At 50.7% G+C, this 26688-nt stretch carries 23 protein-coding genes; 9 read left to right on the top strand and 14 right to left on the bottom strand.

The genetic code is table 11. From position 1 onward, the window contains the following. Window positions 1–152: 152 nt before the first annotated feature. Complete coding sequence (locus H3L95_RS05215; protein WP_003758492.1) at window positions 153–1031, bottom strand: cupin-like domain-containing protein; 879 nt, start codon at window positions 1029–1031, stop codon at window positions 153–155. 146 nt (window positions 1032–1177) lie between these two features. Between H3L95_RS05215 and H3L95_RS05210 the strand changes: the two genes are divergently transcribed. From H3L95_RS05210 to trpD, 3 genes are all read left to right on the top strand, one after another. Next, on the top strand, window positions 1178–1513 hold the full coding sequence (locus tag H3L95_RS05210; protein ID WP_003767144.1) for a hypothetical protein: 336 nt from the start codon (window positions 1178–1180) through the stop codon (window positions 1511–1513). Window positions 1514–1526: 13 nt separating this feature from the next. Further along, window positions 1527–2117, top strand: a complete 591-nt coding sequence (locus H3L95_RS05205) for an aminodeoxychorismate/anthranilate synthase component II (protein WP_003758488.1) — start codon at window positions 1527–1529, stop codon at window positions 2115–2117. Between the two features lie 67 nt (window positions 2118–2184). Beyond that, window positions 2185–3219, top strand: a complete 1035-nt coding sequence (gene trpD, locus H3L95_RS05200) for an anthranilate phosphoribosyltransferase (RefSeq protein ID WP_003758487.1) — start codon at window positions 2185–2187, stop codon at window positions 3217–3219. Window positions 3220–3387: 168 nt separating this feature from the next. Here the strand turns inward: trpD and H3L95_RS05195 are convergent, their stop codons facing one another. The 4 genes from H3L95_RS05195 to rph all read right to left on the bottom strand — a co-directional run bounded on the left by H3L95_RS05195 (window position 3388) and on the right by rph (window position 8286). Continuing rightward, a complete protein-coding gene (locus H3L95_RS05195) occupies window positions 3388–4497 on the bottom strand; it encodes an SGNH/GDSL hydrolase family protein (protein ID WP_003758485.1) in 1110 nt (369 codons plus the stop codon). Between the two features lie 113 nt (window positions 4498–4610). After that, on the bottom strand, window positions 4611–5687 hold the full coding sequence (gene patB / locus H3L95_RS05190) for a peptidoglycan O-acetyltransferase PatB (RefSeq protein ID WP_003758484.1): 1077 nt from the start codon (window positions 5685–5687) through the stop codon (window positions 4611–4613). Between the two features lie 15 nt (window positions 5688–5702). Beyond that, window positions 5703–7139, bottom strand: a complete 1437-nt coding sequence (locus H3L95_RS05185; protein ID WP_003758482.1) for an MBOAT family O-acyltransferase — start codon at window positions 7137–7139, stop codon at window positions 5703–5705. Window positions 7140–7560: 421 nt separating this feature from the next. Then, window positions 7561–8286, bottom strand: a complete 726-nt coding sequence (gene rph, locus H3L95_RS05180; RefSeq protein WP_003758475.1) for a ribonuclease PH — start codon at window positions 8284–8286, stop codon at window positions 7561–7563. 153 nt (window positions 8287–8439) lie between these two features. On the opposite strand from rph, the gene H3L95_RS05175 reads away from it, so the two are divergent. Together H3L95_RS05175 and H3L95_RS05170 are read left to right on the top strand one after the other, a co-directional pair. Next, on the top strand, window positions 8440–8997 hold the full coding sequence (locus tag H3L95_RS05175; protein WP_259345833.1) for a hypothetical protein: 558 nt from the start codon (window positions 8440–8442) through the stop codon (window positions 8995–8997). Between the two features lie 9 nt (window positions 8998–9006). Then, entirely contained in the window at window positions 9007–9339 is a 333-nt protein-coding gene (locus H3L95_RS05170) for a hypothetical protein (RefSeq protein WP_003758472.1), read from the top strand. 134 nt (window positions 9340–9473) lie between these two features. On the opposite strand, the gene ilvA is transcribed toward H3L95_RS05170, so the two are convergent. Then, window positions 9474–11000, bottom strand: a complete 1527-nt coding sequence (ilvA, locus tag H3L95_RS05165) for a threonine ammonia-lyase, biosynthetic (RefSeq protein WP_040668518.1) — start codon at window positions 10998–11000, stop codon at window positions 9474–9476. A 215-nt stretch (window positions 11001–11215) separates the two neighbouring features. On the opposite strand from ilvA, the gene H3L95_RS05160 reads away from it, so the two are divergent. Next, window positions 11216–12469, top strand: coding sequence for a D-alanyl-D-alanine carboxypeptidase family protein (locus H3L95_RS05160; RefSeq protein WP_003758466.1), 1254 nt, complete (start codon window positions 11216–11218; stop codon window positions 12467–12469). An 81-nt stretch (window positions 12470–12550) separates the two neighbouring features. Here the strand turns inward: H3L95_RS05160 and H3L95_RS05155 are convergent, their stop codons facing one another. Further along, window positions 12551–13480, bottom strand: coding sequence for a pseudouridine synthase (locus tag H3L95_RS05155; RefSeq protein ID WP_003758463.1), 930 nt, complete (start codon window positions 13478–13480; stop codon window positions 12551–12553). A gap of 478 nt (window positions 13481–13958) precedes the next feature. Continuing rightward, window positions 13959–15986, bottom strand: coding sequence for a BCCT family transporter (locus tag H3L95_RS05150; protein ID WP_040668517.1), 2028 nt, complete (start codon window positions 15984–15986; stop codon window positions 13959–13961). 394 nt (window positions 15987–16380) lie between these two features. On the opposite strand from H3L95_RS05150, the gene H3L95_RS05145 reads away from it, so the two are divergent. Further along, window positions 16381–17228, top strand: a protein-coding gene (locus H3L95_RS05145; protein WP_182096227.1) for an IS630 family transposase whose coding sequence is annotated in 2 segments (ribosomal slippage) — window positions 16381–16696 and window positions 16696–17228 — 849 coding nt in all. Because the reading frame shifts where the segments join, the coding sequence is not laid out codon by codon here. Between the two features lie 231 nt (window positions 17229–17459). Here H3L95_RS05145 and H3L95_RS05140 read toward each other — a convergent pair. The 4 genes from H3L95_RS05140 to H3L95_RS05125 form a co-directional block, all read right to left on the bottom strand. Then, window positions 17460–18458, bottom strand: a complete 999-nt coding sequence (locus H3L95_RS05140; protein ID WP_182096226.1) for a hypothetical protein — start codon at window positions 18456–18458, stop codon at window positions 17460–17462. Between the two features lie 287 nt (window positions 18459–18745). Next, entirely contained in the window at window positions 18746–20005 is a 1260-nt protein-coding gene (locus tag H3L95_RS05135; RefSeq protein ID WP_003761308.1) for a glutamate-5-semialdehyde dehydrogenase, read from the bottom strand. A 363-nt stretch (window positions 20006–20368) separates the two neighbouring features. Then, window positions 20369–21052, bottom strand: coding sequence for a 16S rRNA pseudouridine(516) synthase (locus tag H3L95_RS05130; protein ID WP_003761307.1), 684 nt, complete (start codon window positions 21050–21052; stop codon window positions 20369–20371). 40 nt (window positions 21053–21092) lie between these two features. Then, the gene (locus H3L95_RS05125) at window positions 21093–22211 is read right to left on the bottom strand and encodes a methyltransferase (protein WP_003761305.1); all 1119 of its coding nucleotides are present in this window, start codon (window positions 22209–22211) and stop codon (window positions 21093–21095) included. 428 nt (window positions 22212–22639) lie between these two features. On the opposite strand from H3L95_RS05125, the gene H3L95_RS05120 reads away from it, so the two are divergent. Continuing rightward, on the top strand, window positions 22640–24433 hold the full coding sequence (locus H3L95_RS05120; RefSeq protein WP_003761301.1) for a 2-isopropylmalate synthase: 1794 nt from the start codon (window positions 22640–22642) through the stop codon (window positions 24431–24433). Between the two features lie 677 nt (window positions 24434–25110). Here H3L95_RS05120 and H3L95_RS05115 read toward each other — a convergent pair. Beyond that, a complete protein-coding gene (locus H3L95_RS05115) occupies window positions 25111–25446 on the bottom strand; it encodes a hypothetical protein (protein WP_003761297.1) in 336 nt (111 codons plus the stop codon). Window positions 25447–25564: 118 nt separating this feature from the next. Between H3L95_RS05115 and H3L95_RS05110 the strand changes: the two genes are divergently transcribed. Further along, on the top strand, window positions 25565–26044 hold the full coding sequence (locus H3L95_RS05110) for a hypothetical protein (RefSeq protein ID WP_040669040.1): 480 nt from the start codon (window positions 25565–25567) through the stop codon (window positions 26042–26044). Between the two features lie 112 nt (window positions 26045–26156). On the opposite strand, the gene purE is transcribed toward H3L95_RS05110, so the two are convergent. Beyond that, window positions 26157–26642, bottom strand: a complete 486-nt coding sequence (gene purE, locus H3L95_RS05105; RefSeq protein ID WP_003761292.1) for a 5-(carboxyamino)imidazole ribonucleotide mutase — start codon at window positions 26640–26642, stop codon at window positions 26157–26159. Window positions 26643–26688 lie beyond the last annotated feature (46 nt).

Here is a 26688-nt window from a genome sequence, read left to right as displayed (position 1 = left end):
GTATTTCGCATTTGTTGCATTTTTGCCTTACGCGCCGTGTCGGTATTGAGTAAGCAATGCCATCCATTGCTTCAAGTTTTGCGCTGGATACGGGGCAATTTGCGGATAAAGGTCGTCTGAAATACTGTTTTCAGACGACCTTTAAACGTGTTTTAACGAGGCAGGCCGCGTTCCCATGCGCGGCGGGCGCGTTTGCAGGCAAGCTGTTCTTTCCAATTCATGTAGCGTGCTTTAAAGCGGGCTTTCATGAAGTCGTCGAACTTGCGCTGTACGGTCAGGTTCCACAAACTATGCGCCTTAACCACCCAGCTTTCATCCCATGCGCGCAGGGAGATGGAGAATGAGCCGTCAAGGTATTTCATCCAATGCCACCAGCCGGTCGGCATGAACAGGGTGTCGCCGTATTCGAGGAAACATTCGATGCCTTCGATGCCTTCAAGCTCGGGGAAACGTTCCGTATCGGGGTTGTCGACGTGGTAGTCTTCCAGCGCGTAAGTGGCGAAAGGAATACGGAACAGGCGCTCTTTCCATTTGTAATCGAACAAGATGATGTGTTTTTTGCCGAAATGCGTATGGAAGATGTGCGCCATATCGATGTCGTAGTGCAGGAAGGTTTCCGAACCTGCACCGCCGAAAAACAGAGTAGGGTAACGGTCTAAGAATCCGCCCATCAGCTCTTTGGGAAAAACGTAATCGTTCAGTAAGGCGGGAGCGTGTTTGATGGGGTCAAATAAGAAAATCCGCAAATCCGTCGGCTCGCGTTTGATCAGATCGATATAATCGCTGAAGCGCATTTCCGTACTGGCGGCGTTAATCGGCGCGGAAGGGTCGGCTTTGGCGCTGTCGTACAAGGGGACGACGATATCGCCGACGGTTTCTTTCATATAGTCCAGCGACCATTTGTCACGGGCAGGCCAGTTGCGGGTCAGTCCTCTGATCACGACGGGACGGCGCGGCTTGAGATAATTCTGATAAAAATCTTCGCGGCTGATGTCATCAACAACATCAATCGGAGTAAGTTTGAAACCCATAAGCAAATCTCTTTTTGGAATGTAAGACTGATTTTAAGTGAATATTTCGGAAGGAGGCAAGCGATGTTTCAGACGACCTGATTGGAATCAAGAATCGCGGTTAACTGTGATATTATGTCGATATAAATATTCCGTCCGAAACGCTTATGAACGATGCAGACGATTATTTGGGCAAGATGCCTTTTTTTATTGTATTCCTCGACCCGCTGCACACGGATTTCCACAGCAGCGGCAAGCCTCTGAACGAATACATCGCCCGCCATCCGCTGATGCACGACAAGCTGCACCGCCCCGCTTTTGCCGCCAAAGTGTTGGAAATGGCGGCAAACAGCAGCAATATGCGTGTTTTTGTCCGCAAAGCGGATGCGCTGATTAAGCATCCGCTGCATTATATTGTCCGTAACGGCGTTTTCCGAACCGAAGAGCAGATGTGGGCGTTTATCAATTCGCCCGAAAACATCGCCGCCGTCAAACAACCCTAAAAGGCCGTACCCCATGCTTTTGTTCATTGATAACTATGACAGCTTCACCTACAACATCGTCCAATATTTCGCCGAACTTGGTCAGGAAGTCGTCGTCCGCCGCAACGACGATATTACGCTTGAAGAAATCGAAGCTTTGAAACCGCAATATCTCGTTATCGGGCCGGGTCCTTGTTCGCCGAAAGAGGCGGGCATTTCCGTCGCCGCCATGCGCCATTTTGCCGGCAAGCTGCCGATTATGGGTGTGTGCCTCGGGCATCAGACGATAGGCGAAGCGTTTGGCGGGGATGTGGTGCGGGCAAAAACGCTGATGCATGGAAAAGTTTCGCCCGTGTTCCATTTGAACAAAGGCATGTTCAAAGATTTGCCCGATCCTGTCACCTGCACGCGTTATCACAGCCTTGTCATCGCCCGCGATACGCTGCCCGATTGCTTGGAAGTAACCGCATGGACGGAAGATCAGGAAATCATGGGCGTGCGGCACAAGGAATATGCTATCGAAGGCGTGCAGTTCCACCCCGAAGCCCTGTTGACCGAACACGGACACGATATGTTGAAAAACTTTTTGGAAGAATTTAAAGACTTCCAAGCGTCCGCCGCTTAAACCAAACGTCGTCTGAAAATTTTCAGACGACGTTTGACGTAAAAATACCCGTAAAAAGGATTGAACCATGATTACACCGCAACAAGCCATCGAACGATTAATCAGCAACAACGAATTGTTTTACGACGAAATGACCGACCTGATGCGCCAGATTATGAGCGGGCAGGTGCCGCCCGAACAAATCGCCGCCATCTTGACCGGATTGCGGATTAAAGTCGAAACCGTATCAGAAATCACCGCCGCCGCCGCCGTCATGCGCGAATTTGCCGCCAAAGTGCCGCTGGAAAATTCAGACGACCTCGTCGATATTGTCGGTACGGGCGGGGACGGTGCAAAAACCTTCAATATTTCCACGACTTCGATGTTTGTCGCGGCGGCGGCAGGCGCGAAAGTCGCCAAACACGGTGGGCGCTCCGTTTCCTCGTCCAGCGGCGCGGCAGACGTGATGGAGCAGATGGGCGCGGTGTTGAACATTACACCGGAGCAAGTCGCCGAAAGCATCCGTCAAACAGGCTTGGGCTTTATGTTTGCCCAAAACCACCACAGCGCGATGCGCCACGTCGCGCCCGTGCGCCGCTCGCTCGGGTTTAGAAGTATTTTCAATATCTTAGGTCCGCTGACTAACCCTGCCGGTGCGCCAAACCAGCTTTTGGGCGTGTTCCACATCGACTTGTGCGGCATCCTGTCGCGCGTATTGAAACAGCTTGGTTCCAAACACGTTTTGGTCGTGTGCGGCGAAGGCGGTTTGGACGAAATCACGCTGACGGGCAAAACCCACGTTGCCGAGCTGAAAGACGGAGAAATCCGCGAATACGACATCAGCCCTGCGGATTTCGGCATTGAAATCCGCCGCAATTTGGACGAAATCAAAGTCGCCAACGCACAAGAATCTTTGGAAAAAATGGATGAAGTGTTGAGCGGCAAACATGGCGCGGCACGCGACATCGTCCTGCTCAACGCCGCCGCCGCGCTTTATGCCGGCAATGTCGTGCCTTCGTTGTCGGACGGTGTCAAAGCCGCCGAAGCAGCCATCGATTCAGGCAAGGCAAAAGCGAAAAAAGAAGAATTTGTCCGCTTTACGCAGCAATTTGACAAAGAGTAAGCGAAGGTCGTCTGAAAACGGGAATTCGATGCTGATTATCGGGAACGGGCTGAAACGCTGCAAAACCGTTCGATAAGCAGTTGAGGAGGATTGAACGTCTTCAAGAAAAGATAGAAAAGTGCCGTCATCAAAAAAAGGTCGTCTGAAAATTTTCAGACGACCTTTTGTTTAATCTGCCATTTGTATCAAGCTGTCGGCGAGGCGGTCGGCGGCTTGGCGGTAGCCTTTGCCTGAGAAGTGGACGCCGTCTTTGGCGGCAAGACCTTGGTTCATCCAGCTTTTCATGCTGCATTCGCCGCCCATCGCGTTCTGCCACGACCAATACATGATTTTTTCATCGCGGGCGACGCGCTGCTGCATTTGTTGGATGCTGCTCAAGGTGGCGGGACGTGTGCCGCAGCTTCCTGAAGTGCTTTTAAGGGATTCGGGCGCGCCGAGAATCAGGATGCCTGCGTCGGGCAGGCTTTGTTTGATTTGGCGGATGTAGCTGCGCCAGCTTTGTTCGGTGGCTGTGATGTCCAAATTTGGCGCGAAGGCTTCGTTGGTGCCGTAGGCGAGGATAACGAGGTCGGCGCGGGTTTGGGCAAGGTCATCCTGCCAAGAGGGACGCCATTTGGACCAGTGGGTCAGTTGCGCGCCGTTGATGCCGAGTGCGGAAACGGTTACGCCGCGTCCGGGATTTTCGATATTGATGTAGCCGATGTCCCAAGGCATGGAGCTGCTGAGGGTCAGGGGCAGGCGACCGTTGCTGCGGATGATTTGCCAGCCGCTGCTTCCGGCAGGAACTTCGCGTCCGTTGAACGACAGGGTTTGCTCGGGCAGGACGGGTTTGGCGAAAACGGAAATCTGCCTCTCGCCGCTGCTTCCGTCTTTGGCGCTGATGGTAACGCTGCTGCCGTTGGCTTTGGCTATGATGCCGCCTAAGGGGAAGTCGTCTGAAACGCTGCGGCTGCTGACGGTTTGCCATGAACCGTCATAGCGGACGGCTGCGCTGCGTTGTCCTTTGACGGTAAAGGGGTAAACCCAGCCTATGCCGCCGTCGCCCCATTTTTGTTGGAGACGCAGGCGCAGTTGTTCGGTGAAAAGGTCGCCGGCAGTGTGTGAATCGCCGATTTGGAGGATGCGGAATTTGCCGTCCGAGCTGCGGTCGAGTTTTTTGAGCTTGAAGAGCCAGGTGGGACGGCTGCTGCCGTAGTTTTCCAGCAGCATATCGGCGGCGGGGGCGGCGGCAGACAGGCACAATGCGGTAAGGGATACGGACAGGGTTTTGATGTTCATGAGTTTCCTGTGTGTGGTTTCAGACGACGTCTTTTGATGCGGCGGATGGCTATTGTAACGAAAAAGACGGCATTGGATAAACTAAACGCCGTCCTTTTGCTGCCGATACGGGCTTAACGTGCGGACAATTGTTCCGTGCGTTCTTCGCCGTTCATTTCAGGGGTCGTCTGAAAAACGATTTTTTCCATGATTTTATCCGCGAGCAGTTTTTGTCCTTCAGCAGAGAAGTGGATGCCGTCTTTGCTGCGGTAGCGGATGATTTTTCCATTGATGTTGACGGAGTCGGCGTAGGTGTCCGAGCCGTTGCTGAGGAGTTTGTCGGTCGGTATCCACAGGGCTTTTGGACTGATCTCGTCTGCTAAAAGTTTGTCGAGATATCGCATTTGCTTGTTAAGTTTTGCCTGTTTCATATAAGGGATGCCCATCCAAATGACTTGCACGTGGTGTTGTTCGGCGGCGGCCAAGATGCGGTTGACGCGGCTGAGGTATTCTTCCGACCATTCGGGCGAGGCGAATTTCAGGTATTTTTTGCCTTTCGGGAAATCCCACGGATCGTTGGGACCGAGGAAAACGACCAGAAGGCGGATGTCGGTTTGTTGTTTCAGCGTTTGTTCGATGGTGTTCGGCCAGTCAAAAAATTTGGGATAGGACAATCCGGTACTTTGCTTGCTTAAGTTCACCGACTGGATACCGTATTGTTTTTTCAGGCTTCTTTCAACAAAAGGTGCAACGCCCTGCATCATCGAGTCGCCGGCAAAAAAGACTTTGTCGCCTTGTCCGAGAACGATATTGGCGGGCGGGGTAATAGGGAGACGATGTGCTTCGGGTTGTCCGCCGTGTTGTGCCGTTTGGGGTTGACGTCCGTCGGCGGGACGGTTTTTTTCGTGCGGTTCGGACGCATTAAGCTGCGCATTTTGTTCAGACGACCCGTCGTTTTCAGCGATTTGAGGTTCCGGTTCGGCAATCACAGGCTGTCCTGCCAAACGTGCTTTGAGGTCGTCTGAAAAGGCGTATGCGTCTTGTTGCAGCTTCGCGCCCGTGCGCCACCATTCGTATTCGGACAAAGGCTCCAACGGAGAAGCCTGATGATAGGTTTGCTGCCAATAGGCATTGATGGAGTCTTGACTGAACCACGCCGCGCCAAAGGCGCAAACCAAAAGGGAGGCAAACAGGGAAATAAAGCGTTTCATATTCTGATTGTCCTTTTAAAAATCGGCGTAAATAAAGCCCGGGATGCCTGACGGCGCCAATACGATAATCAACACCAACACCAGCGTCAGCGGTATAAACCACAGCCACATCGGCATTTTTTCCAATGCCGCCACTGTGCCGTCAAACAGGCGAAGCAAATACGGGTAGAGCAAAATCATCAGGCCAAACGCGGCAAGCAGCAGGGTATCCGCCTGTTTCGGCGCGGCCCAACCTGCTTCGTTGGCGAATAAGGCATCAAATACCATCTGCGTATCGGCGAGGCTGCCGGTGTTGAACACGACGAAAGTGAAGCAGACAAAATGGAAAGTGACGAACCAGGCAAGCGGACGTAAGATTTTCAGACGACGTGAGCCATCCCGACCGAATATTTTGTCGCCGCAGTTGAGCAAAATTAATGCCACGCCGTGCAGCGCGCCCCACAGCAGGAAATTCCAGCCGTAGCCGTGCCAAACGCCCGACAACACCATCGCCAGCAGCAAGTTGAACTGCGTCAGGACGAAGCCGTGTTTGTTGCCGCCCAAAGGAATATAAATATAGTCGCGTATCCAGGTGGAAAGGCTGATGTGCCAACGGTTCCAGAAGTCGCGGATATTGAACGCGCGCAGCGGTGCCGCAAAGTTTTTCGGCAGGCGGAAACCGAGCAGCATCGCCATCCCGATTACCAAATCCGAATAGCCTGAAAAATCGAAGAAAAGCTGGAAAGTATAGCCGTACACCCCCGACAACACGCCCCAGCCGTCAAATTGGGCGGGATTCTCGAAAACGGGCGATACCCAGCCGTCTCCCAGCGCACCCGCCAGCCACCATTTTTTAGCAATGCCCAGCAAAATCAAGCACACCGCTAGAGCGGGGCGCACCAATGCGCGCGGTTCTGCCGTCCGAATCTGTTCCAAAGCCCCCGCCTGTTCACCGTCTATGCTTTTAAACGCCGCGGCACGGATAATCGGCCCGGAAGTAATCGTCGGGAAAAAGCTCAAATGCAGCAGCAATTCATGCCACGCAAAGCGGTCGCCCATCGGATGACGGCAGCAGTACACCAAATAAGCCAAAGATTGAAATGTGTAATAAGACAGCCCCAAAGGCATCAAGATATCGACAATCTCGCTCTGCCCCGTGTATTGGCGGATAAACGGGCGGAAAAAGTCGAAATATTTGAAGAAACACAATACTGCCAAAGCAGTTGCTACGCCGAAGCCCAGCCAGAATTTCCGTACGTTTTCGTTTTCAGACGACATCAACAGACCGAGCAAATGCACGCAGGACGAATAGCAGGTAATTATGGCGGCAAAGATGGGATTCAAGTGATACAGCCAGCCCATCCCCGCCAGCAGAAGCAAAACATTCTGCACTGACGGCATACGGACAAATGCCCAATAAATAGGCAAAAAAGCAATAAAAAATACCGCGAATTCAATCGACAGCAACGGCATAAGTGTTCCTTGAAATTTTTATTATTTCAGATGCCCCGAATATAGGTTTGGCAAGTCGAAGCGAACCATATATTTTAAATAAGTGTTTGAATTTATACAACTAACGCTAATCTCGTTTTAGAACCGCTCGTCAGGGTTTGGGGTGGATTTTGAAATCTTTTGTCATAAATATCGTATTGGATAAGCAGGCTTTTTTTAAATTTTCAGAGATAAAAAGCAGGTTGGGCAGGGCATGCTGATTGCCCTTGTTTCGACACTCAATTTCAAGCAATGAATTGATTTAAGATGAAAAAAAAGCAGATTCGGGGTAAAGATGCCCGTAAGGTGTTTAAACCTTGACGGGTTTTACCTTGAATCTGCTTTTAATAAGGTTGGTTTTTAAGAATAATATTTTATTTCAATAAATTAGATGATTTTTTACTTAAGAGGATAGGGCGGCTTGCTGGTGTGCCGTCAACTCGGCAATGCCTTTCTGCGCCAGCGCAATCAGTTTGCCAAATTCGTCCAAGCTGAACGGCGCGCCTTCCGCCGTGCCTTGGATTTCGATGATTTTGCCCGAAGCGGTCATAACGATGTTGACGTCGCTGTCGCAGCCGGAGTCTTCGGGGTAATCCAAATCCAAAAGCGGCACACCGTTCACCACACCTGCGGATACGGCGGCAACGGCTTCGCGGATGGGATTTTCGCTGATGAGGTCGTCTGAAAGCAGCTTGTTGACTGCAATTTGCAGGGCGACGAACGCGCCGGTAATAGATGCGGTGCGCGTTCCGCCATCTGCCTGAATTACGTCGCAGTCAATCAGGATTTGGCGTTCGCCCAGTTTTTCCATATCCACGATGGCACGCAGCGAGCGCCCGATCAGGCGCTGGATTTCCTGAGTGCGGCCCGACTGTTTGCCTGCCGCGGCTTCACGGCGCATACGCGAGGCAGTGGAAGCGGGCAGCATCCCGTATTCGGCAGTAACCCAGCCCTGACCCTTGCCGCGAAGGAAGGGCGGGACATTTTCGTCGATGGAAGCGGTGCAGATAACTTTGGTGTTGCCGCATTCGATCAGGCACGAACCGTCGGCGTGCGGCAGGAAGTGCGGGGTGATTTTGATGTCGCGCAGGCTGTCGGCAGCGCGCGAGGTTCGGGTGTAATTGCTCATGATTTGTCCTTTGGGGAAGCGGTAAAAATTTGTGGTCGGTATTATAGGGCAGAAGCCAAATGAGATGGGAAGGTCGTCTGAAAACAAAGGTTGAATCCCAAAAATTGGGGCGGTATAGTCAATTGTGTCGAGTATTATCAGCAATTTGAATATGTGTCTGATGAACTAATCAAATTGGGACTAAAATTAAATTCAAAAAATATTTTTGAGATCATTATTATGAATGGTGCAGAATTTAAATCATCCTATCAAAAATTTGACAATGACAGAGAGAAAGAGGAATTTCTACAAAATTACGCTGATGAGGATATGTCTGAAGAGTTGGCGAATTTTCTTTTGGATATCGGTCTAAGTTCAAAAGAATCCGATATTGCCCGCCATGAAGCATTCAGCATCTTAAGGGTGTATATAGGCGAATTTGATTATGGTTATATTTTTGAAAAAATAATTGATTTTTTTGAGAATCTAGATGAAGATATTTATCTTCGGATTGAGGCGCTAAGTATCTTAAAAAGAGAGCCAATAACTGTTAAGGAAGCGGAGTTTGCAATGAATGTCCTTAAGAGGAATGAAAATGAGTTAATAAGCAGTGCAGCCCTCCAAGTTTTAACATTTCATCGAAAACTGCCTTTTGTTAAACTGTATTTAAAGCAACTAATTGAAGATAAATCAGATTTTTCTGAAGATGCCCGAATAGCTTTAGATTGGTGACCAGAGTATATGAAAACTTTCAATAAAGACTACCACGACGCAGAAATTATCGGCTATGTTTATCAGTCAAAAGAACAAATCCTCAAATTTTTCCTTGACGATGGTTCAATATTGGATTTTCAGGATGTGGTGTTTTTTGATTTTGATAATATCGGTACGCAGAATGTCATTTTTGATATTCAGACGTATCACAATCAATCATGTCCCGAATGGTTGATTGAGTTGTTTCCATCCATTGAGTTTTATGTGGACCAAAAACGGCATGAGTCATTTGATTTTTACTATATTTCATCATCGGTGGGGCTGGAAGCTTTGATTGTGTGTGAAAATCAAGCTGCGTAGTCGGTATGGCAAGTTGCAGCCAGTATTCCCTTCTTTGTAGAAATTTATTTGTAAACCAAGTCTGTGAAAATCATAAAGGTCGTCTGAAAACCATCAAACAGGGTTTCAGACGACCTTTTATATTTCCCTTCCAATCAAGCAAGGAACAGGCGGTATGCGGCGTTTTGGGTTTCGTCCTGATAGCTGTAACCGAGGCTTTCGAGGAAGTTTTCGAAGGCTTGATTGTCGCCGGGCGGGACGTCGATGCCGACGAGGATGCGGCCGTAGTCGGCGCCGTGGTTGCGGTAGTGGAAGAGGGTAATGTTCCAGCCGCCCTGCATATGGTTGAGGAAGCGGGCGAGTGCGCCGGGGCGTTCGGGGAACTCGAAGCTGATCAAGCGTTCGTGGGCGACTTTTGTTGTGCGTCCGCCGACCATGTAGCGGATGTGGATTTTGGAGATTTCGTCGTCGGTCAGGTCGACATTGGGCAGTCCGGCTTCGGTCAGCTGGCGGCTGATGACGGCGAGGTCTTGGGAACCTGCGGTTTGCAGGCCGACGAAGATGTGGGCTTTTTGGTCGTCGCCGTAGCGGTAGTTGAACTCGGTGATGTTGCGGCTGCCGAGCAGGTTGACGAATTTGAGGAAGCTGCCGCGTTCTTCGGGGATGGTAACGGCGAAAATGCCTTCATTGCCTTCGCCCAATTCGCTTCGTTCGGAAACGTGGCGCAGGCGGTGGAAATTCATGTTGGCGCCGCTGGTTACGGCGATAAGGGTTTGGTTTTGGATGCGGTTGCGGGCGGCGTAGGTTTTCAGGCCGGCAAGGGCGAGGGCTCCTGCGGGTTCGGTGATACTGCGGGTGTCGTCGAAGATGTCTTTGATGGCGCCGCAGATGGCGTCGGTATCGACGGTGATGATGTCGTCCAAGAGGTCGCGGCAGAGGCGGAAGGTTTCTTCTCCGACGACTTTGACGGCGGTACCGTCGGAGAAGAGGCCGACGTCTTTGAGGCTGACGACTTTTCCGGCTTCGACGGATTGTTTCATGCAGCAGGAGTCGTGTGTTTGCACGCCGATGACTTTGATGCTCGGTCGGACTTGTTTGACGAACGCGGCAACGCCTGCCGCGAGCCCGCCGCCGCCGATGGGGACGAAGATGGCGTGGATGTCGTCGGGACGTTGGCGCACGATTTCCATGCCGACCGTGCCTTGTCCTGCAATCACGTCGGGGTCGTCAAATGGGGCGATGTAGGTCAGTTTTTCTTTTTCTGCCAATTCCATCGCGTAATCATAGGCATCGTTGTAGGAAACGCCTTTGAGGACGACTTCGCCGCCGCGGCTTTTGACGGCGTCGATTTTGATTTGGGGCGTGGTTTCGGGCATAACGATGACGGCGCGGCAGCCTAAACGCTGTGCCGAAAGTGCGACGCCTTGTGCGTGGTTGCCCGCGCTGGCAGCAATGACGCCGCAGGCGAGTGCTTCTTTGGGCAGCTTCGCCATTTTGTTGTACGCGCCGCGGATTTTGAAGGAAAACACGGGTTGCAGGTCTTCGCGTTTGAGCAGGACGTTGTTGTTCAGACGACCCGACAGCCCGATGGCGGGTTCGAGCGGGGTTTCGACGGCAACGTCGTAAACGGAGGCGGTCAGGATGCGGATGAGGTAATCGGAATAAGATGGGCGGTTGTTCATGGTTTTGTGTGCCGGAGGAGTATTTTCGAAAGGAGTGTCCGCCGTCCGCGTCAAACTTTGTCAACAAAACGGCGGAAAGGTAAAACCATACCCGCGAGGTCGTCTGAAATCAAGAAAAATCTTAGCAAAGCGAAGTTGCGGCGGTATAATGACAGCCTTTTGCGCCAAACCGCACGACGCGGTTGTTTTTATTTCTATTTCCGCACCACATTCCAATGAAAAAAACATTATCCGTATTGATCGCGGCGATGATGATTACCGCCGCGCAAGCCGCGCCGCAAGCGGCTAAAAACAACGCAGCTCCCGCAGTTGCCGCTTCCGAGCCGGCTCCTGCCGCTGCGTCCCAGCCCGAAGCCATGATGCCCAGCATCAACAGTCCCGATGCGCCGCCTGCCATTGCCGCTGCCGCCTACATTGTTACCGATTTGCACAGCCATCAAGTGCTTGCCTCCAACAATATCGACACGCAGATCGAACCGGCTTCGCTGACCAAAATGATGACTGCCTACCTCACGTTCAAGGCTTTGGAAAACGGCACATTGCGCGCCGACCAAATGCTGACCGTGTCCGATGCAGGCTGGAAAATCGAAGGCTCGCGGATGTTCCTCATTCCCAAAGTCCCCGCCAGCGTAAGCGATTTGATTAAAGGCATGATTGTCCAATCCGGCAACGATGCTGCCACCACGCTTGCCGAAGCCATGGGAGGAGGCTCGGTGGACGTGTTCGTCCAACAAATGAACGAAGAAGCCAAGCGTTTGGGCATGACCAAAACCCACTTTAAAAACCCGACCGGATTGGCTGCCGAAGGCCACGTTTCCACCGTCGGCGATTTAGCCATTTTGTCCGCCGCGCTGATACACGATTATCCGAAATACTATCCCGTATTTTCGATTAAATCCTTCAAATACAACAATGTCGAACAGCCAAACCGCAACCTCCTGCTCTACCGCGATTCCAATGTGGACGGTCTGAAGACGGGACACACCGAAAGCGCAGGCTACAACCTTGCCGCGTCCAGCAAACGCAACGGCAGACGCATCGTTTCCATTGTTGTCGGTACCGATTCCACCGAAGCCCGCGCGTCCGAAAGCGGCAAATTGCTCAACTGGGCATTGCAGGCATTCGACACGCCCAAGCTCTACAACGGCGGCGAAATCATTTCCAAGGTCAAAGTTTATAAAGGCAGCAGCAAATCGGTGAACGTCGGCTTCCTCGAAGACGTGTACATCACGATTCCCCACGATGCCGGACAAAACATCAAACCGATTTTAGAAACCGTCCAGCCCGTTATCGCCCCGATACGCAAAGGTCAAACCTTGGGCAAACTCAAAATCGTCAAAGACGGCAAAGTCATTACCGAGAAAAACGTCGTCGCCCTCCATTCCGTTGAAGAAGGCAGCTGGTTCAGACGGATGTGGGATGATATCGTATTGTGGTTCAAAGGCTTGTTCGGCAGCAGTTCGAAATAAGCAGGATTGATGAAAAGGTCGTCTGAAAATGGTTTTCAGACGACCTTTGTTTTGGATGCGAACAGGACGACGGCAAAGTCTTTATAACTCAAATCCGCTTTCAAATATCCGTTCTTGCCCTCTGATCGGGTCGGTAAACTCAATCCGTTTTGCCAGTAGTTTCAAAGGTTTTTCATAATCTTCATCGCCCACCGCCAAAGGGGTGGGATAAAGCGCGTCGTTTAGCAGCGGCATGCCCAAACGCATCATATGCACCCGAAGCTGGTGTTTTTTCCCCGTATGCGGCGTCAGCCGGTAGAGGCTGAATTCGCCGCGGTTTTCAAGCAATTCGACCGTCGTATGGGCGTTCGGCTCGCCTTCGGTTTCCTGCGTCGTGAAAAACCGTTCCCCGCGCACCATGCGCGAAACCACGTCCAAGGGATATACCAAATCCGTCCGCGTCGGCGCGACGGCGTGATAGGTTTTACGGACGCTTTTTTCCTGAAACATCGTTTGATAATCGCGGCGCGTGGCAGGATTGTGCGACAGCAGCATCACGCCCGCCGTATCTTTGTCCAAGCGGTGAACCGGCGTAATGTCTGCTACGTTCAAATGCTGCAATTCCGGCCGCAGGCGCAGGCGCAGGCGGGTCAGCAGGGTTTCGCGCAAAAAACGTCCGCTGGGGATAACGGGCAGAAAATGCGGTTTGTCAACGACAATCAGATGGTCGTCGATGTGTAGGATTTTTTCTTCAAACGGAATGACGGGTTCGCTGTCGCTGCTGGTTTCACGGTAATAAAACATGGTTTTGCCCGGCTCGAACAGCGTGTGTTCGTCAAACGGCGCGCCGTCTGCATCGACGACGAAGCCGCTGTTCAAACGCCTGCGCCAGTTGTCCTCGCCGACAAAGGGAAAGCGGACGCAGAGGAAATGCAACAGGGGCAGGCCGTAAAACGGTTTTTCGTGCGGCAGCACCAAATAGCTGGGTTTGACGCCGTTTAAAAGCGGGAGGGGGTTGGAGCGTTTTTTCATGTGGCGGATTGTACTCGGTTTCGGTCTTTTTTTCAGACGACCTTGGCTGGGTTAAGGCTGTCGGGTGATAATGAAGCGGTTTGCGTGGGGAAAGATTGTGTTACGGATGATGGGAAAGGGGTCGTCTGAAAAGCCGGATTTGGGGTTTCAGACGACGTTTTTATTTGGTTTTTTTAAAGACAGGTTGGGTGGTGTTTTTCGTGGGCAAAGCCCACGCTACGGGAGGGTTGTGGATGGAACGTGTGGTTTGTTTGAACGCATGAAGAAAGGTCGTCTGAAAACAGGAAATCTATTTTCAGACGACGTTTTTATTTGGTTTTTTAAAGACAGGTTGGGCAGTGTTTTTCGTGGGCAAAGCCCACGCTACGGGAGGGTTGTGGATGGAACGCGTGGTTTGTTTGAACGCATGAAGAAAGGTCGTCTGAAAACGGGAAATCTGTTTTCAGACGACCTTGGTTACCACCTGTTTAACAAAAACTTATTCCGCCAATTCGGTTTGCTGGTGCGACATGAGTTCTTGTCCGACATCGGTCAGGAGGTTGAGGTAACGCTCGTACTGCTTGAGGATGTCGGCGATGAGTTCGCGGCGGTTCATGTATTGCACGTCGTAGCCGCTGCGACCGTCGAAGAAGTAGGTGTAGGGCTCGTAGGTGACGTTGTGGCGGATGTGCGGGAGGTGGCCGTCTTTGATAAGCTGTTCGGACACTTCGCGCTTGATGGTTTTAATGCCGTACATGAAGTCGCGCAGGGACTCTTTGTGGATGGTGAATTCGACGGCAGGTTCTTCGCGGTCAAAGTGGGTTTGGATGTCGACGCTCAGGCTGTATTTGTCGGACAATTCCTCGCCCAATTCGCGCATGGCGGGCAGGGCGGTGGTTTTGAGGAATTTGAGGATGTCTTGTTCCTGCGTTTGGTTCAGCATACGCTCGAGCCTGTCCTGCCAGTTGTCGCCGCTCCAATAGACGCTGGAGGGGGTGACGGCGGTCGTAAAGTATTTGTGGTCGGCATTTAATCCGCGCCATAGGCTGAAACACATGATCAGCATGAGCAGGGCGAAAGGCAGGGCGACGATGAGGGTCATGGTTTGCAGGGTGGGCAGTCCGCCGAAGCGCAAAAGGACAATGGCGGCGGCGGACATCAACAGCCCCCACATCACTGCCTGCCAGCGCGGGGCGGCCACGCTTTTGTCGCGGGAGGCGATGTTGTTGAGGACGTAAATGCCGGAGTCGGCGGAGGTGATGAAGAAGAGGGCGATCACCATGAGGCTGACAAGCCCTGTGAGGGTCGGCAGGGGGAGGTATTCGAGGAAGCGGAAGAGGAGTTTTTCGGGTGTGCCGGTCAATTCGCCCAATGCGCCTGCTGCGGTGTGGTCGTTAATCCAGATGGCGGTATCGCCGAAGATGGTAAACCAGATGACGCAGAACAGGGAGGGAACCGCCAAAACGCCGAAAATGAATTCGCGTATGGTGCGTCCGCGCGAGATGCGGGCGATGAAGAGTCCGACGAAAGGCGCCCAAGAACACCACCATGCCCAGTATAAGATGGTCCAGCCGCCGAACCATTCGGTATGGTTTTGTTCGTAGCTGTATGTTTTGAAACTGAGTTGTACGAGGTTGCTCAGGTAAGTGCCGAGGTTGTCGTTGAAGGCGGAGAGCAGGTGGAGGGTCGGGCCGGTGGCGAGGACGAAAACCATCAGTACAAAAGCAAGGGTCAAGTTCATCTCGCTCAACATTTTGACGCCTTTGCCTATGCCGGAGGCGGCGGAGGCGACCGCCAAACCCATGACGGCGAAAATCACGATGGTTTGTACGGAAAAGGTGTTTTCGCTTATCCAGCCGATTTGTGCCAAGCCCGCACCCAACTGCGCCGCGCCGAAACCAAGCGTGGTAATGATGCCGAACAGGGTGGCGACCAGCGCGAGTATGTCGATGATGTCGCCTGCCTTACCGTCGATTTTCTCTTTCAACAGCGGATAAAAGCAGGAGCGCAGGGAAAGCGGGAGTTTGTAACGGAAGGCGAAATAGGCGAGCGCCAACGCCATGGCGGCGTAAACCGACCAGGCATGTACGCCCCAGTGGAAGAGGGTGTGGAGCAACGCGTCCTGCTGCCTTGCGCCGCTGCTGCCTTCGGTGATGGGGGACAGATAGTGGGTGAGCGGTTCGGCGACACCGAAAAACATCAACCCGACCCCCATACCCGCCGCGAACAGCATGGCGAGCCAAGACCAAAAGCTAAATTCAGGTTCTTCTTCGTTGCTGCCCAGCTTGATGTTGCCGAAGCTGCTGACTGAAAGTGCGAGCAGGAAGAAGAAGAAGGCTGAAAACGCCAAGATGTAAAACCAACTGAAGTTTTTGAAAATGCCTGTTTTGGCGGCATTGAGGACGGTTTCTGCCTGCTGCGGAATCAAAAGCGCGATGCCGATGACCAGCAGCACGAAGGACAGCGTAACGGAAACGACGAAGGGATTGAACGAAGAGCGGTTGCGTAAGAAATGAAATAAAGACAAACCTTGACCTCCTTTGGGATGGTGAGGCAGGCGGATACGGGCGCAAGGCTGTATATGGTTGATTAACAAAAACTAGGAATAAAACATGGTCTGTCGGACAGGGTCCGAGACTTTCCCGATTTTTGGTAATCCACTATAAAACGCAGACAAAAAACGAATGGCGTTTAAACCGTCCTGCCGGATGAAAAACAAGGGAAAAAGAGAGTAAAAACGCACAGATGAATGAGCCGTAATGAGGGCCGGGTGAGACAAAATGGATGATGATTATTTCTTTTTTTGAAGGAATAATAACAAAATCAGGGGATTGTTTCAAATTGGGAAAGATTTGTGTGTATAGTGGATTATAGTCAATTAAAAATAAAATAGTACAATACTCAACTTTGAAGGTCTAACCATGGCATACTCTGCGGACTTAAGAAACAAAGCTTTAAACTATTACGAACAATGCAAAAATATCAGCCAAACCGCAGTAACGTTTAACTTGTCAAGAAACACGCTTTACCTGTGGATTCGCCTTAAAAAGCAAACAGGCAGCCTAAAACATCAAGTTACCGGTCTAAATGCCGTCAAATTGGATAGGCAAAAACTGGCTCAATATGTTGGGCAAGACCAGGATGCCTATCTGCATGAAATCGCCAAACATTTTGATTGTACGCCAGCCGCCGTTTGCTATGCACTCAAACAGATGGGGATGACGCGCAAAAAAAGACCACCACTTACAAAGAACAAGACCCGGCCAAAGTGACGCATTATTTGACACAGCTGGCCGAATTTTCCGACTACCAACGCGTTTATTTGGATGAAACAGGATTTGACCGCTACCTGTTCCGTCCCTATGCCCGCAGCCCGAAAGGGCAAATAGTGAAAGCGCAGATAAGTGGAAAAAGATACCGACGCTTATCTCTGGTGTCCGCACAAGTCGGCAACCGGCTGATTGCTCCGATGGTTTATCAAAATACGATGACCGGAGTCTTTTTTGAAGCGTGGTTTCAGCAATGCCTACTGCCCGCATTGACTCAAAAATCGGTGATTATTTTAGATAATGCACGATTTCACCGTATGGGTGTCTTACGGGAAATGGCGGAAAAATGGGGACATAAGGTATTGCCTCTTGCACCTTATTCACCTGAGCTCAACCCGATTGAGAAGGTGTGGGCGAATATTAAGCGGTATCTGCGAACCGTATTGTCTGATTACGCCCGATTTGACGATGCGCTACTGTCCTATTTTGATTTTAATTGACTATAACTTTAAACCAGTACGGCGTTGCCTCGCCTTAGCTCAAAGAGAACGATTCTCTAAGGTGCTGAAGCACCAAGTGAATCGGTTCCGTACTATCTGTACTGTCTGTGGCTTCGTCGCCTTGTCCTGATTTAAATTTAATCCACTATATTTGGACAAGAAAGATGGCGGCAATAAAATGGGCAAAGGGGTCGTCTGAAAGGCATTTCAGACGACCCCTCATCAGTTTTATTAGCTATTGCCGCCATCTACTTTCTTAAACGACAGCCAAATGCAGACGCCGACCGATATCAGCCAAGCCGCCAGCAGCCAATACGGGTTGAGCAAATGGGCGTAGGGGTTCAAATCGGGATTCTTGATAGGCGGCAGATAAACCATAACACCGAAGTAGGCAGACGATAGGGCAAGGCCGCTCAAAATGCCTTTTTGGTCTTTACGCAGACGCATCAGCATTGCCGTCAAACCGCTTGCCACCATGGCGGCAAAGCCAAAGAAAGTCATCGGGATAAAGTGTGCGCTCCAAGCTTGTGTGTCGGGGAAGGCGGAGTCCGGTTGCATCAGGAAGGCGCAAGTCAGGAAAATCGGTGTGCCTGCCAAAGCAAAAGCAAGCGGAATCCACCAGCGGTAAGAAAAAACGCCTTTTTTTTCAGTTGCATGTTCAAAAATGACTTGCCCCGCATGAATGCCCGCCTTCACGGTTTTCACGGCAATTTCCCGCTCCCGTTTATACCCGCTTTCACTAGGTAAAAACACCAGCCCAAAGGGAATAACGGCAAACGCATTCAATAGGCTGAATATCGTTAATCCTTCGAAATAAAAATTAAACAGCATCTCTATATCTTTTGACAAAAACAGCGCAAACAATATCGTGCTTATGTAGGAACAGACAAAGCCGATGAGCATGGCGGTCAAGATATGCTTCAAGTTCCTACGCAAACGAAGCTGCGTCATCGCCATACCGGTCAGTATGCCCCAAACCAGCATATAGCCAAGCATATAGAGTAAACCGTTAATTATTGCAGCCACACTAGCCAGACTGCCGAACACCAGTCCGAAAATACCGAAATGGAGCATAGAGGCAAAAAAAGCTGCCACCCCGCCGGAAGCTACGGTAAGCTGAACGGTGAGAAACACGAGTAAAACGCCGTAACACAAGGCATAAACGGTAAAAAGCAGTATAAGGTACGGCTTGCGCGGTTTCTTGTCCTTCAGGGCGGTGTTGTCCGACATTATGCTGGTTTCCTTTGGATGATTTATCGGAATTGAAGTAGTTTCAGACGACCTTTGAGCGCGGATACATCGAGCTCAAAATTGTCGTATCGGATTACGGTTAAGCCGTTATGGAAATTTGAATGATTATAATGGAATAGTTTGTGTTGATGATAGCCGTATAACGATATTGCATTTTCGTGAAACCGATAATAGGCAACAAGATTTGCCATTGCAGTAAAAAAGGTCGTCTGAAAACTGTTTTTCAGACGACCTTTTGCCGTTTTATCACTCAAGAAAGCGACGGATTACGAACGTACCTGCCCGTCGCCCAAGACAATCCATTTCTGCGAAGTCAGCCCGTGCAGACCGACGGGGCCGCGGACGTGGATTTTGTCGGTGGAAATGCCGATTTCCGCGCCGAGGCCGTACTCGAAGCCGTCAGCGAAGCGGGTGGAGGCATTGACCATGACGCTGGCGCTGTCGACCGTGCGCAGGAAGGTGCGGGCGTCGGTGTAGGATTCGGTTACGATGCTGTCGGTGTGGTGGCTGCCGTGGGTGTTGATGTGGGCGACGGCTTCTTCGAGGCTGTCGACGATTTTGACGGAGAGGATGGGGGCGAGGTATTCGGTGTCCCAGTCTTCTTCGGAGGCCGTCTGAATGTGGGGCAGGATGGAAAGGGTACGCGGGCAGCCGCGCAGCTCGACGTCGCGGGCGGCATATTTCTCCGCCAATACGGGCAGGATTTCGGCGGCGCGGCTTTGGTGGACGAGCAGGGTTTCCATGGTGTTGCAGGTGCCATAGCGCGAGGTTTTGGCGTTGAAGGCGATGTTGACGGCTTTTTCGGCGTCGGCGGCGCGGTCGATATAGACGTGGCAGATGCCGTCGAGGTGTTTGATGACGGGCACGCGGGCTTCGGCGGCGATGCGGGAAACCAGCGACTTGCCGCCGCGCGGGATGACGACGTCGATAAACTCGGGACTTTTCAGCATGGCGCCGACGCTTTCGCGGTCGGTGTTTTCAATCAGGCTGACGGTTGCTGCGGACAGGCCGTTTTCAACTAACGCCTGCGTAATCAGTTTGGAGAGCGCCATATTGCTGTTGAAGGCTTCGCTGCCACCGCGCAGGACGCAGGCGTTGCCGGATTTGAGGCAGAGGGCGGCGGCATCGATGGTTACGTTGGGGCGGGATTCGTAAATGATGCCGACAACGCCCAACGGTACGCGCATTTTGCCGATTTGCAGGCCGTTTTCGCGGGTGCGGAATTCGTCCATTTCGCCGACGGGGTCGGGCAGGGCGGCAATCTGGCGCAAACCTTCGCACATATTGTCTATGGTTTTTTCGGTCAGCCGCAGGCGGTCGAGCAGGGCGTCGTTCAAACCTTTCTGCGCGGCCTGTTCCATATCTTGAGCGTTGGCGGCGAGGATGGCGGTTTGATGGTGTTTGATGAGTTCGGCGGTGCGCAGGAGCGCGGCGTTTTTTTGCGCGGTTTCGGCGGCGGCGACAACATAGGAAGCCTGCTTGGCGGCGGACGCGGTGTGGCGGACGTAGTCTTGGATGTTTTGCATGGTGTCTCTGCGGGGAAAGTGGGAATGGGTTGATGATAAGGTCGTCTGAACGGGAATTCAATAGGATGCAGGGAGACGGTTCAAATGATACTGGGGAAGGATAACTGAGAAAATCGCAGATAAAAAAAACCATCTATACTAAGGGGAAAAGTATAGATGGCCAAACACATTACGGGGAAAACGTCTTACTCACTTACTCACTTCTCTCGAAGCAAGTGTTACTCAGACACGCGAATTATATAATAGTTCACGAATGATGACGTTAAGTTTGGTTAATGACATCTTAACAATTATATCATCATGTTTTAAAACAAATAAAAAAACCATAATGGTTAAAATTTTTTTGAAAAAACTTCAAAATTTTCAAACTGTGATGAATTTCCACTCCCCTGAGGCTAAATTTTCTACCGTTCGTCCGTTAAATTCGTCCCGATGGAGGTGTTCGACGCGGTTGCCGGCGGCGGCGACCATGCGTTTGACTTGATGATATTTGCCTTCGGTAATGGTCATCAGCAGGGTGGTCGGATTTTCCAAAACGGCTTCGGCAGCGCGGACGGTTTCGTTGTCGTCGTGCAGCAGGACGCCGTTTTTCAGCGTTTCACACAGGCTGTCATCGGCAGGATGCTTCAGGGTAACACGGTAGATTTTGGGCACTTTGTGTTTCGGCGAGGTAACGCGGTGGTTGAACTGCCCGTCGTTGGTAATCAGCAAAACGCCCGTCGTATCTGCATCCAGCCTGCCGACCGCCTGCATGTCGATATTGCGCATATGGTCGGGGAAAAGGCTGAAAACGCTGGGGTATTGCTGCGGTTTGTGCGAGGTTTCGTAATCGGCAGGCTTGTTGAGCAGGATATAAAAATAGGGCATGGGTACGACGACGATGTCTTCTCCGTCTATGCGCAGCGTTTGGACTTCGGCGGGATCGATATCGGCTTTGGTGTCGTTGCGGATCGTATCGTTGATTTCGACACAGTCGTTTTGAATCAGCCACTGGCATTGTTTGCGGCTGCCTATGCCTTGGGATTGGAGGTATTTGATCAGTTGCATGGGAATGGCGGGAACGGGTTTCAGACGACCTAATTGTATATCAGGACTTCGCTTTCAAACGATAGAGATAAGTGGTTTCCCGATTGCGGGCGAAGGCGAGCGGGTCGGATTCGTCGGCGGCTTTGCGGTGGCGCGGTTTGGTTTTCAGAATATCGGCCACTTCTAAAGAGGTCGTCTGAAAACATTGTTCCAGAAAATCGCGGTCGCGCAGGTGCAGATGTTCCGCCAAGTCGGAAATGATTAACCATGCTTCGCCTTGTGGGTTTAAATGCTGCTGCACGCCGTTTAAGAAGGCGGTCAGCATGGCGTTGTCGGGGTCGTAGAGGGCGGCTTCGACGGCGGAAGTCGGTTTGGCGGGCAGCCACGGCGGGTTGCAGACAATCAGGTCGGCGCGTCCTTCGGGAAACAAATCGACGGCTTGGACGACGACTTGTTTGTCCAGCCCCAAGCGGGCGAGGTTGGCGGTTGCGCAGGCGATGGCTTTGGGGTTGGTATCGGTAGCGATGATTTCGGAAATGCCGCGTTTGGCGAGGATGGCGGCGATAACGCCGGAACCTGTGCCGATGTCGAAGGCCGTCTGAATATGGGGATTTAACGGTGCTTGGGCGATTAAGTCCAAATATTCGCCGCGCAGGGGCGAGAACACGCCGAAGGGAACATGGATTTTGCCGTCAAGCTGCGGAATCTCTATGCCTTTTTTGTGCCATTCGTGTGCGCCGATAAAGCCCAAAAGCTGGTTGAGCGGCAGCAAAAACGGTGTGTCATTCGGTTCGGCGTACACATCGGCAAGGGCAGCGCGGACATCGGGTGCGCGCGGGTTGCTTAACTGAAAACCCGCGCCGATTTCGACGGCAAGCATATTCAGCACGCGGCTTTGCTGCGCCTGTTTCATACGGTGGGTGTGGAAGGCCGTCTGAATATCGGCGGGAGCGTTTTTCGTTTTTTCAGACGACCTGCGGACGCGCTTTTTCATCGCTGCCAAGACTTGCTTGGCGTTGTGGAAATCGCCCGTCCAAACGGTTGCCGTGTGGGCGTGGGCGTTTTTCAGAATATCGGCGGCATTGCTTTCATGCACATAAACCGCCTGCTTGGGCGGCTTCTGCGTGCTTTCGTTGCGCCATTCGGCAGCGGCGCGGTCGGTGGGGATAATGGGGAACATGGAGGGAAGGAGGAAGGGAAACCGGCGGCAAGTTTACTATAGTGGATTAAAATTGCAATGATACGGCGTTGCCAACGCCCTTATGTACTACCCGTACACGGCGGGCGTTGCCGCCTTGTCTCATTTTTATTTTAATCCACTATATATTTCGGCTTGCGATGTATTGCCGTTATAGTGTGCAGGACATTTAAAATAAGCAAGTGAAGTTTGGGCAGTGATGCCTATTCATTATTTAGCGGCAGGTATGTGTCGCCTGCCTTTTTGTATTTAAGATTTTGAAACTAAATTGGACAAAATGTATAAAATAATTCTATTTTTAAAAAGTAAATCCGTATTTTTAGAAAAATAGATTGTCGTTTTGTCTAAAATGCGTATAATCCCCTTCCAAAGCAAACCATAATTTCGATAAAGTTTGGACAAGGAACATCATGCAATTAGACATTGACCGCTTAGTTGCTTATTTCGGCGGCGTGAATGCACTTGCCGAAGCGTTGAAACAGCACGATCCCGAAAATGCCGCAACAACCGCTGCCATCTATAAATGGCGCACGCGCGGGTCGCTGCCTTTGGCGCAACTGCAAAAGCTGACCGCGTTGGCGGAAGCGCAAGGCAGACCGCTGGATTTGAATGCTTTTTTACAAAAAAACGAATCTCTGGAGAGAACAGAAATGACACAAACCAACCGCGTAATTATTTTCGACACCACCATGCGCGACGGCGAGCAGTCGCCCGGTGCATCCATGACCAAAGAGGAGAAAATCCGCATTGCCCGCCAGTTGGAGAAAATGGGCGTGGATGTGATTGAGGCGGGTTTTGCCGCCGCCAGCCCGGGCGATTTCGAGTCGGTCAATGCGATTGCCAAAATCATCACCAAATCCACAGTCTGCTCGTTGGCGCGTGCCGTTGAAAACGATGTGCGCAAAGCGGGCGAAGCCGTTTCCCCCGCGCCGAAAAAACGCATCCATACCTTCATCGCCACCAGCCCCATCCACATGGAGCACAAACTGAAAATGAAGCCGCAGCAGGTCATCGATGCGGCGGTCAAAGCAGTGAAAATCGCCAAAGAATACACCGACGATGTGGAATTTTCCGCCGAAGACGCCGTGCGTTCGGATTTGGACTTCCTCGCCAAAATCTTTACGGCGGTTATCGAAGCGGGCGCGACCACCATCAATATTCCCGATACTGTCGGCTACTCCATCCCTTCCGTGTGGTACGAGCGTATCAGCAACATCATCAAAAGCGTGCCCAACGGCGACAAAGTAGTCTGGTCGACCCACTGCCACAACGACTTGGGTATGGCGGTTGCCAACTCGCTGGCCGCCGTTCAGGCAGGTGTGCGCCAAGTGGAATGCACCATCAACGGTTTGGGCGAACGCGCAGGCAATGCCAGCCTTGAAGAAATCGTGATGGCGTTGAAAGTGCGCCATGACCTTTTCAGCTTGGAAACCGGCATCGACACCACGCAAATCGTGCCGGTATCCAAACTGGTGTCCACCATTACCGGCTATCCGATTCAGCCCAATAAGGCGGTGGTCGGCGCAAACGCCTTTGCACACGAATCAGGCATCCATCAGGACGGCGTGTTGAAACACCCCGAAACCTATGAAATCATGACTGCCGAATCGGTCGGCTGGTCAACCAACCGCCTGACCTTGGGCAAATTGTCCGGCCGCAGCGCGTTCCGCAGCAAACTGGCGGATTTGGGCATCGAGTTGGAAAGTGAAGAGGCGCTGAACGCCGCGTTTGCCCGCTTCAAAGAACTCGCCGACAAAAAACGCGAAATCTTCGATGAAGACCTGCACGCGCTGGTGTCCGACGAAATGGGCAGCATGAACGCCGAAAGCTACAAATTCATCTCCCAAAAAATCAGCACCGAAACCGGCGAAGAGCCGCGCGCCGACATCGTGTTCAGCATCAAAGGCGAAGAAAAACGCGCTTCGGCCAGCGGCTCCGGCCCTGTCGATGCGATTTTCAAAGCGATTGAGAGCGTAGCGCAAAGCGGCGCGACTTTGCAGATTTATTCCGTCAACGCCGTAACGCAAGGCACGGAAAGCCAAGGCGAAACCAGCGTCCGTTTGGCGCGCGGCAACCGCGTCGTCAACGGTCAGGGCGCGGATACCGACGTTTTGGTCGCCACCGCCAAAGCCTACCTCTCCGCCTTGAGCAAACTGGAATTCGGTGCCGCCAAACCGAAAGCGCAAGGCAGCGGTACGATTTGAGCTTAAATGGTTTGATTTGATTTTTAAAAGCAAAGAGGTCGTCTGAAAACCGGATTTTGGGTTTTCAGACGACCTTTCTTTATTTTTTCACAGAACTGAACAGGGGAAAAAGGTTAATCAAATACAGTAAAAAATACAAAACGAGTATTAAAATCAGCCATATATTTTTAAGTTTTATACTTGAGTAAATGATATGAAACAATAAATCTAGGTCGCCTATTAAATGGACAAAAAAATACGCTGTAAGGATGAAACAGAAAATGCCAATAAACTTTCTTCCTAATAGAAAGAATAGAATAGAAATATTGTTTATTATAAAAAATAATTTAATAATCATGGGGTTGTCGTTTATTTCACCTTGTAAGTCAGATAAATTATAGACATCCCCATCAGTTATATAGTCTATGATGTAAAATTCATCGGTATTAAGGAGAAATGAAAACGAAATAAGTAGCAATAAAATGAGGTAATTAATTGTTTTTATGAATTTTATACTGAAAATACGGTTTGCCATCATGCTCCCATTCGTTTTATTTTTTCTGTGTATTTTTTATAACGTATTCCTGCCTGAAAGGAAGGCAATAGGTAGTATACATTGTAAACTAAAAAATCAGTCTATCATAAAAGCTTCAAACATAATCGGCTTCCAAAAGGTGTGCTGATTTAAGTGCTGACTCTTATTGAAGTTTCATCAGTCGGTCTTGTTCGACTGACAACACGCCGTTTACCTTTTGGAAATAAGCAATGGCATCTTGAATATTGGTTTTGGCTGATGGACGAATGGCAATTCCGTGCAGGTTTTTATATTCGTAAACCAAGCTCGCGCCGGAATCTTTCACTGCCTTTATCAATGGACCTGAGCCGATGTCTTTATCGTAGAAAATAATCAGGTTACCCGTTGTGGCTTGTGCTTGTCGGGTGAGGACTGCTTCAGTCGCTTGGGTTGGTTTGCTCGGGCTTTGACAGGCGCAGAGTAGGGCGGCGAGTAGGATGACTGTAAAAGTTTTTTTCATGGTCGTTAAGAGGATTGTGTGATGAAACAAGGTCGTCTGAAAATGGGGTAAACGAAATCATGGAAGATAAAGTTAAAAAGATAGCTAAATCTTTAGGTTATAAAGGATGAAGGAAATAATGAATTTAAGTAGTACATATAATTTTTCACTCAATCAATATAATTTCTATTTTGAGATAAATTGGGAATTTAATTTTCTGTATTTAGAGAAATTAAATCAGTGTGGTCAAGTCTATATTGATTCTGGTTTTTATATCAATTTGGGAAATGGTCTGTCTCTATATATTGCCGGTGAAGAGGACTATGGCAATTTATTGGATTTTATAGAATTGATCTCAGATAATAATCAAAACGAATTAAAATTTAAATCACTTACTGCTAAGATAAGCAAGAAGGATAATATCTTGAATATGAAATTTAAGAAAAATAATATACTGAATATGGAGATATTAGGGGGCAAAGAAATAAATATAAATTTCAGCCATGAGTTATATGCTGAATTAAATTCTTTAGTATCGAAAATTCAGGATGACTATAAAAAATTTTCTTCTAATTTAGATGTAATTAAAAAGATTTGGTTTGGAACTGACGCAGATTAGCAGTTATATCCAGCGATTGTCGCGCACAATATAAAAAGCGAAGCTGGTATGGTCGTCAGAATACAAAGATTTCTATTTGCCTTTCAGACGACCTTCCCAGCAATCTCGATGGTTATGCCTCAGGCAGTTCCATGTCTAAAACGGTTTGCTCCTGCTTGGCGCGGAAGTCGGCAAGCTTTTGCGCCAGCTCGGGATTTTCGTTGGCAAGCAGTGAGATGGCGAACAGGGCGGCGTTGGCGGCTCCTGCTTCGCCGATGGCGAAAGTGGCGACGGGAACGCCTTTGGGCATTTGCACGATGGAGAGCAGGGAGTCTTCGCCGCGCAGGTATTTGCTGGGTACGGGTACGCCCAATACGGGGACGGTGGTTTTGGCGGCAACCATGCCGGGCAGGTGCGCCGCGCCGCCTGCGCCCGCGATGATGGCTTTGATGCCGCGTTCGCAGGCGGTTTCGGCGTATTCGAACATTAAATCGGGGGTGCGGTGTGCGGACACGACGCGGGCTTCGTATTCGACGCCGAACTCTTTGAGAAACTGCGCTGCCTGCTGCATGACGGGCCAGTCGCTGTTGCTGCCCATGATGATGCCGATTTTGGCCATATTTACTCCTGGTGTATAAAACGTTATTCAATGAATGATTTCAGAC

It is taken from the genome of Neisseria sicca (assembly GCF_014054945.1).
In the GTDB taxonomy this organism is placed as follows: domain Bacteria; phylum Pseudomonadota; class Gammaproteobacteria; order Burkholderiales; family Neisseriaceae; genus Neisseria; species Neisseria sicca.
Note: the sequence above shows the minus strand (reverse complement) of the source record. Positions and strands in the feature narration are given on the sequence as shown.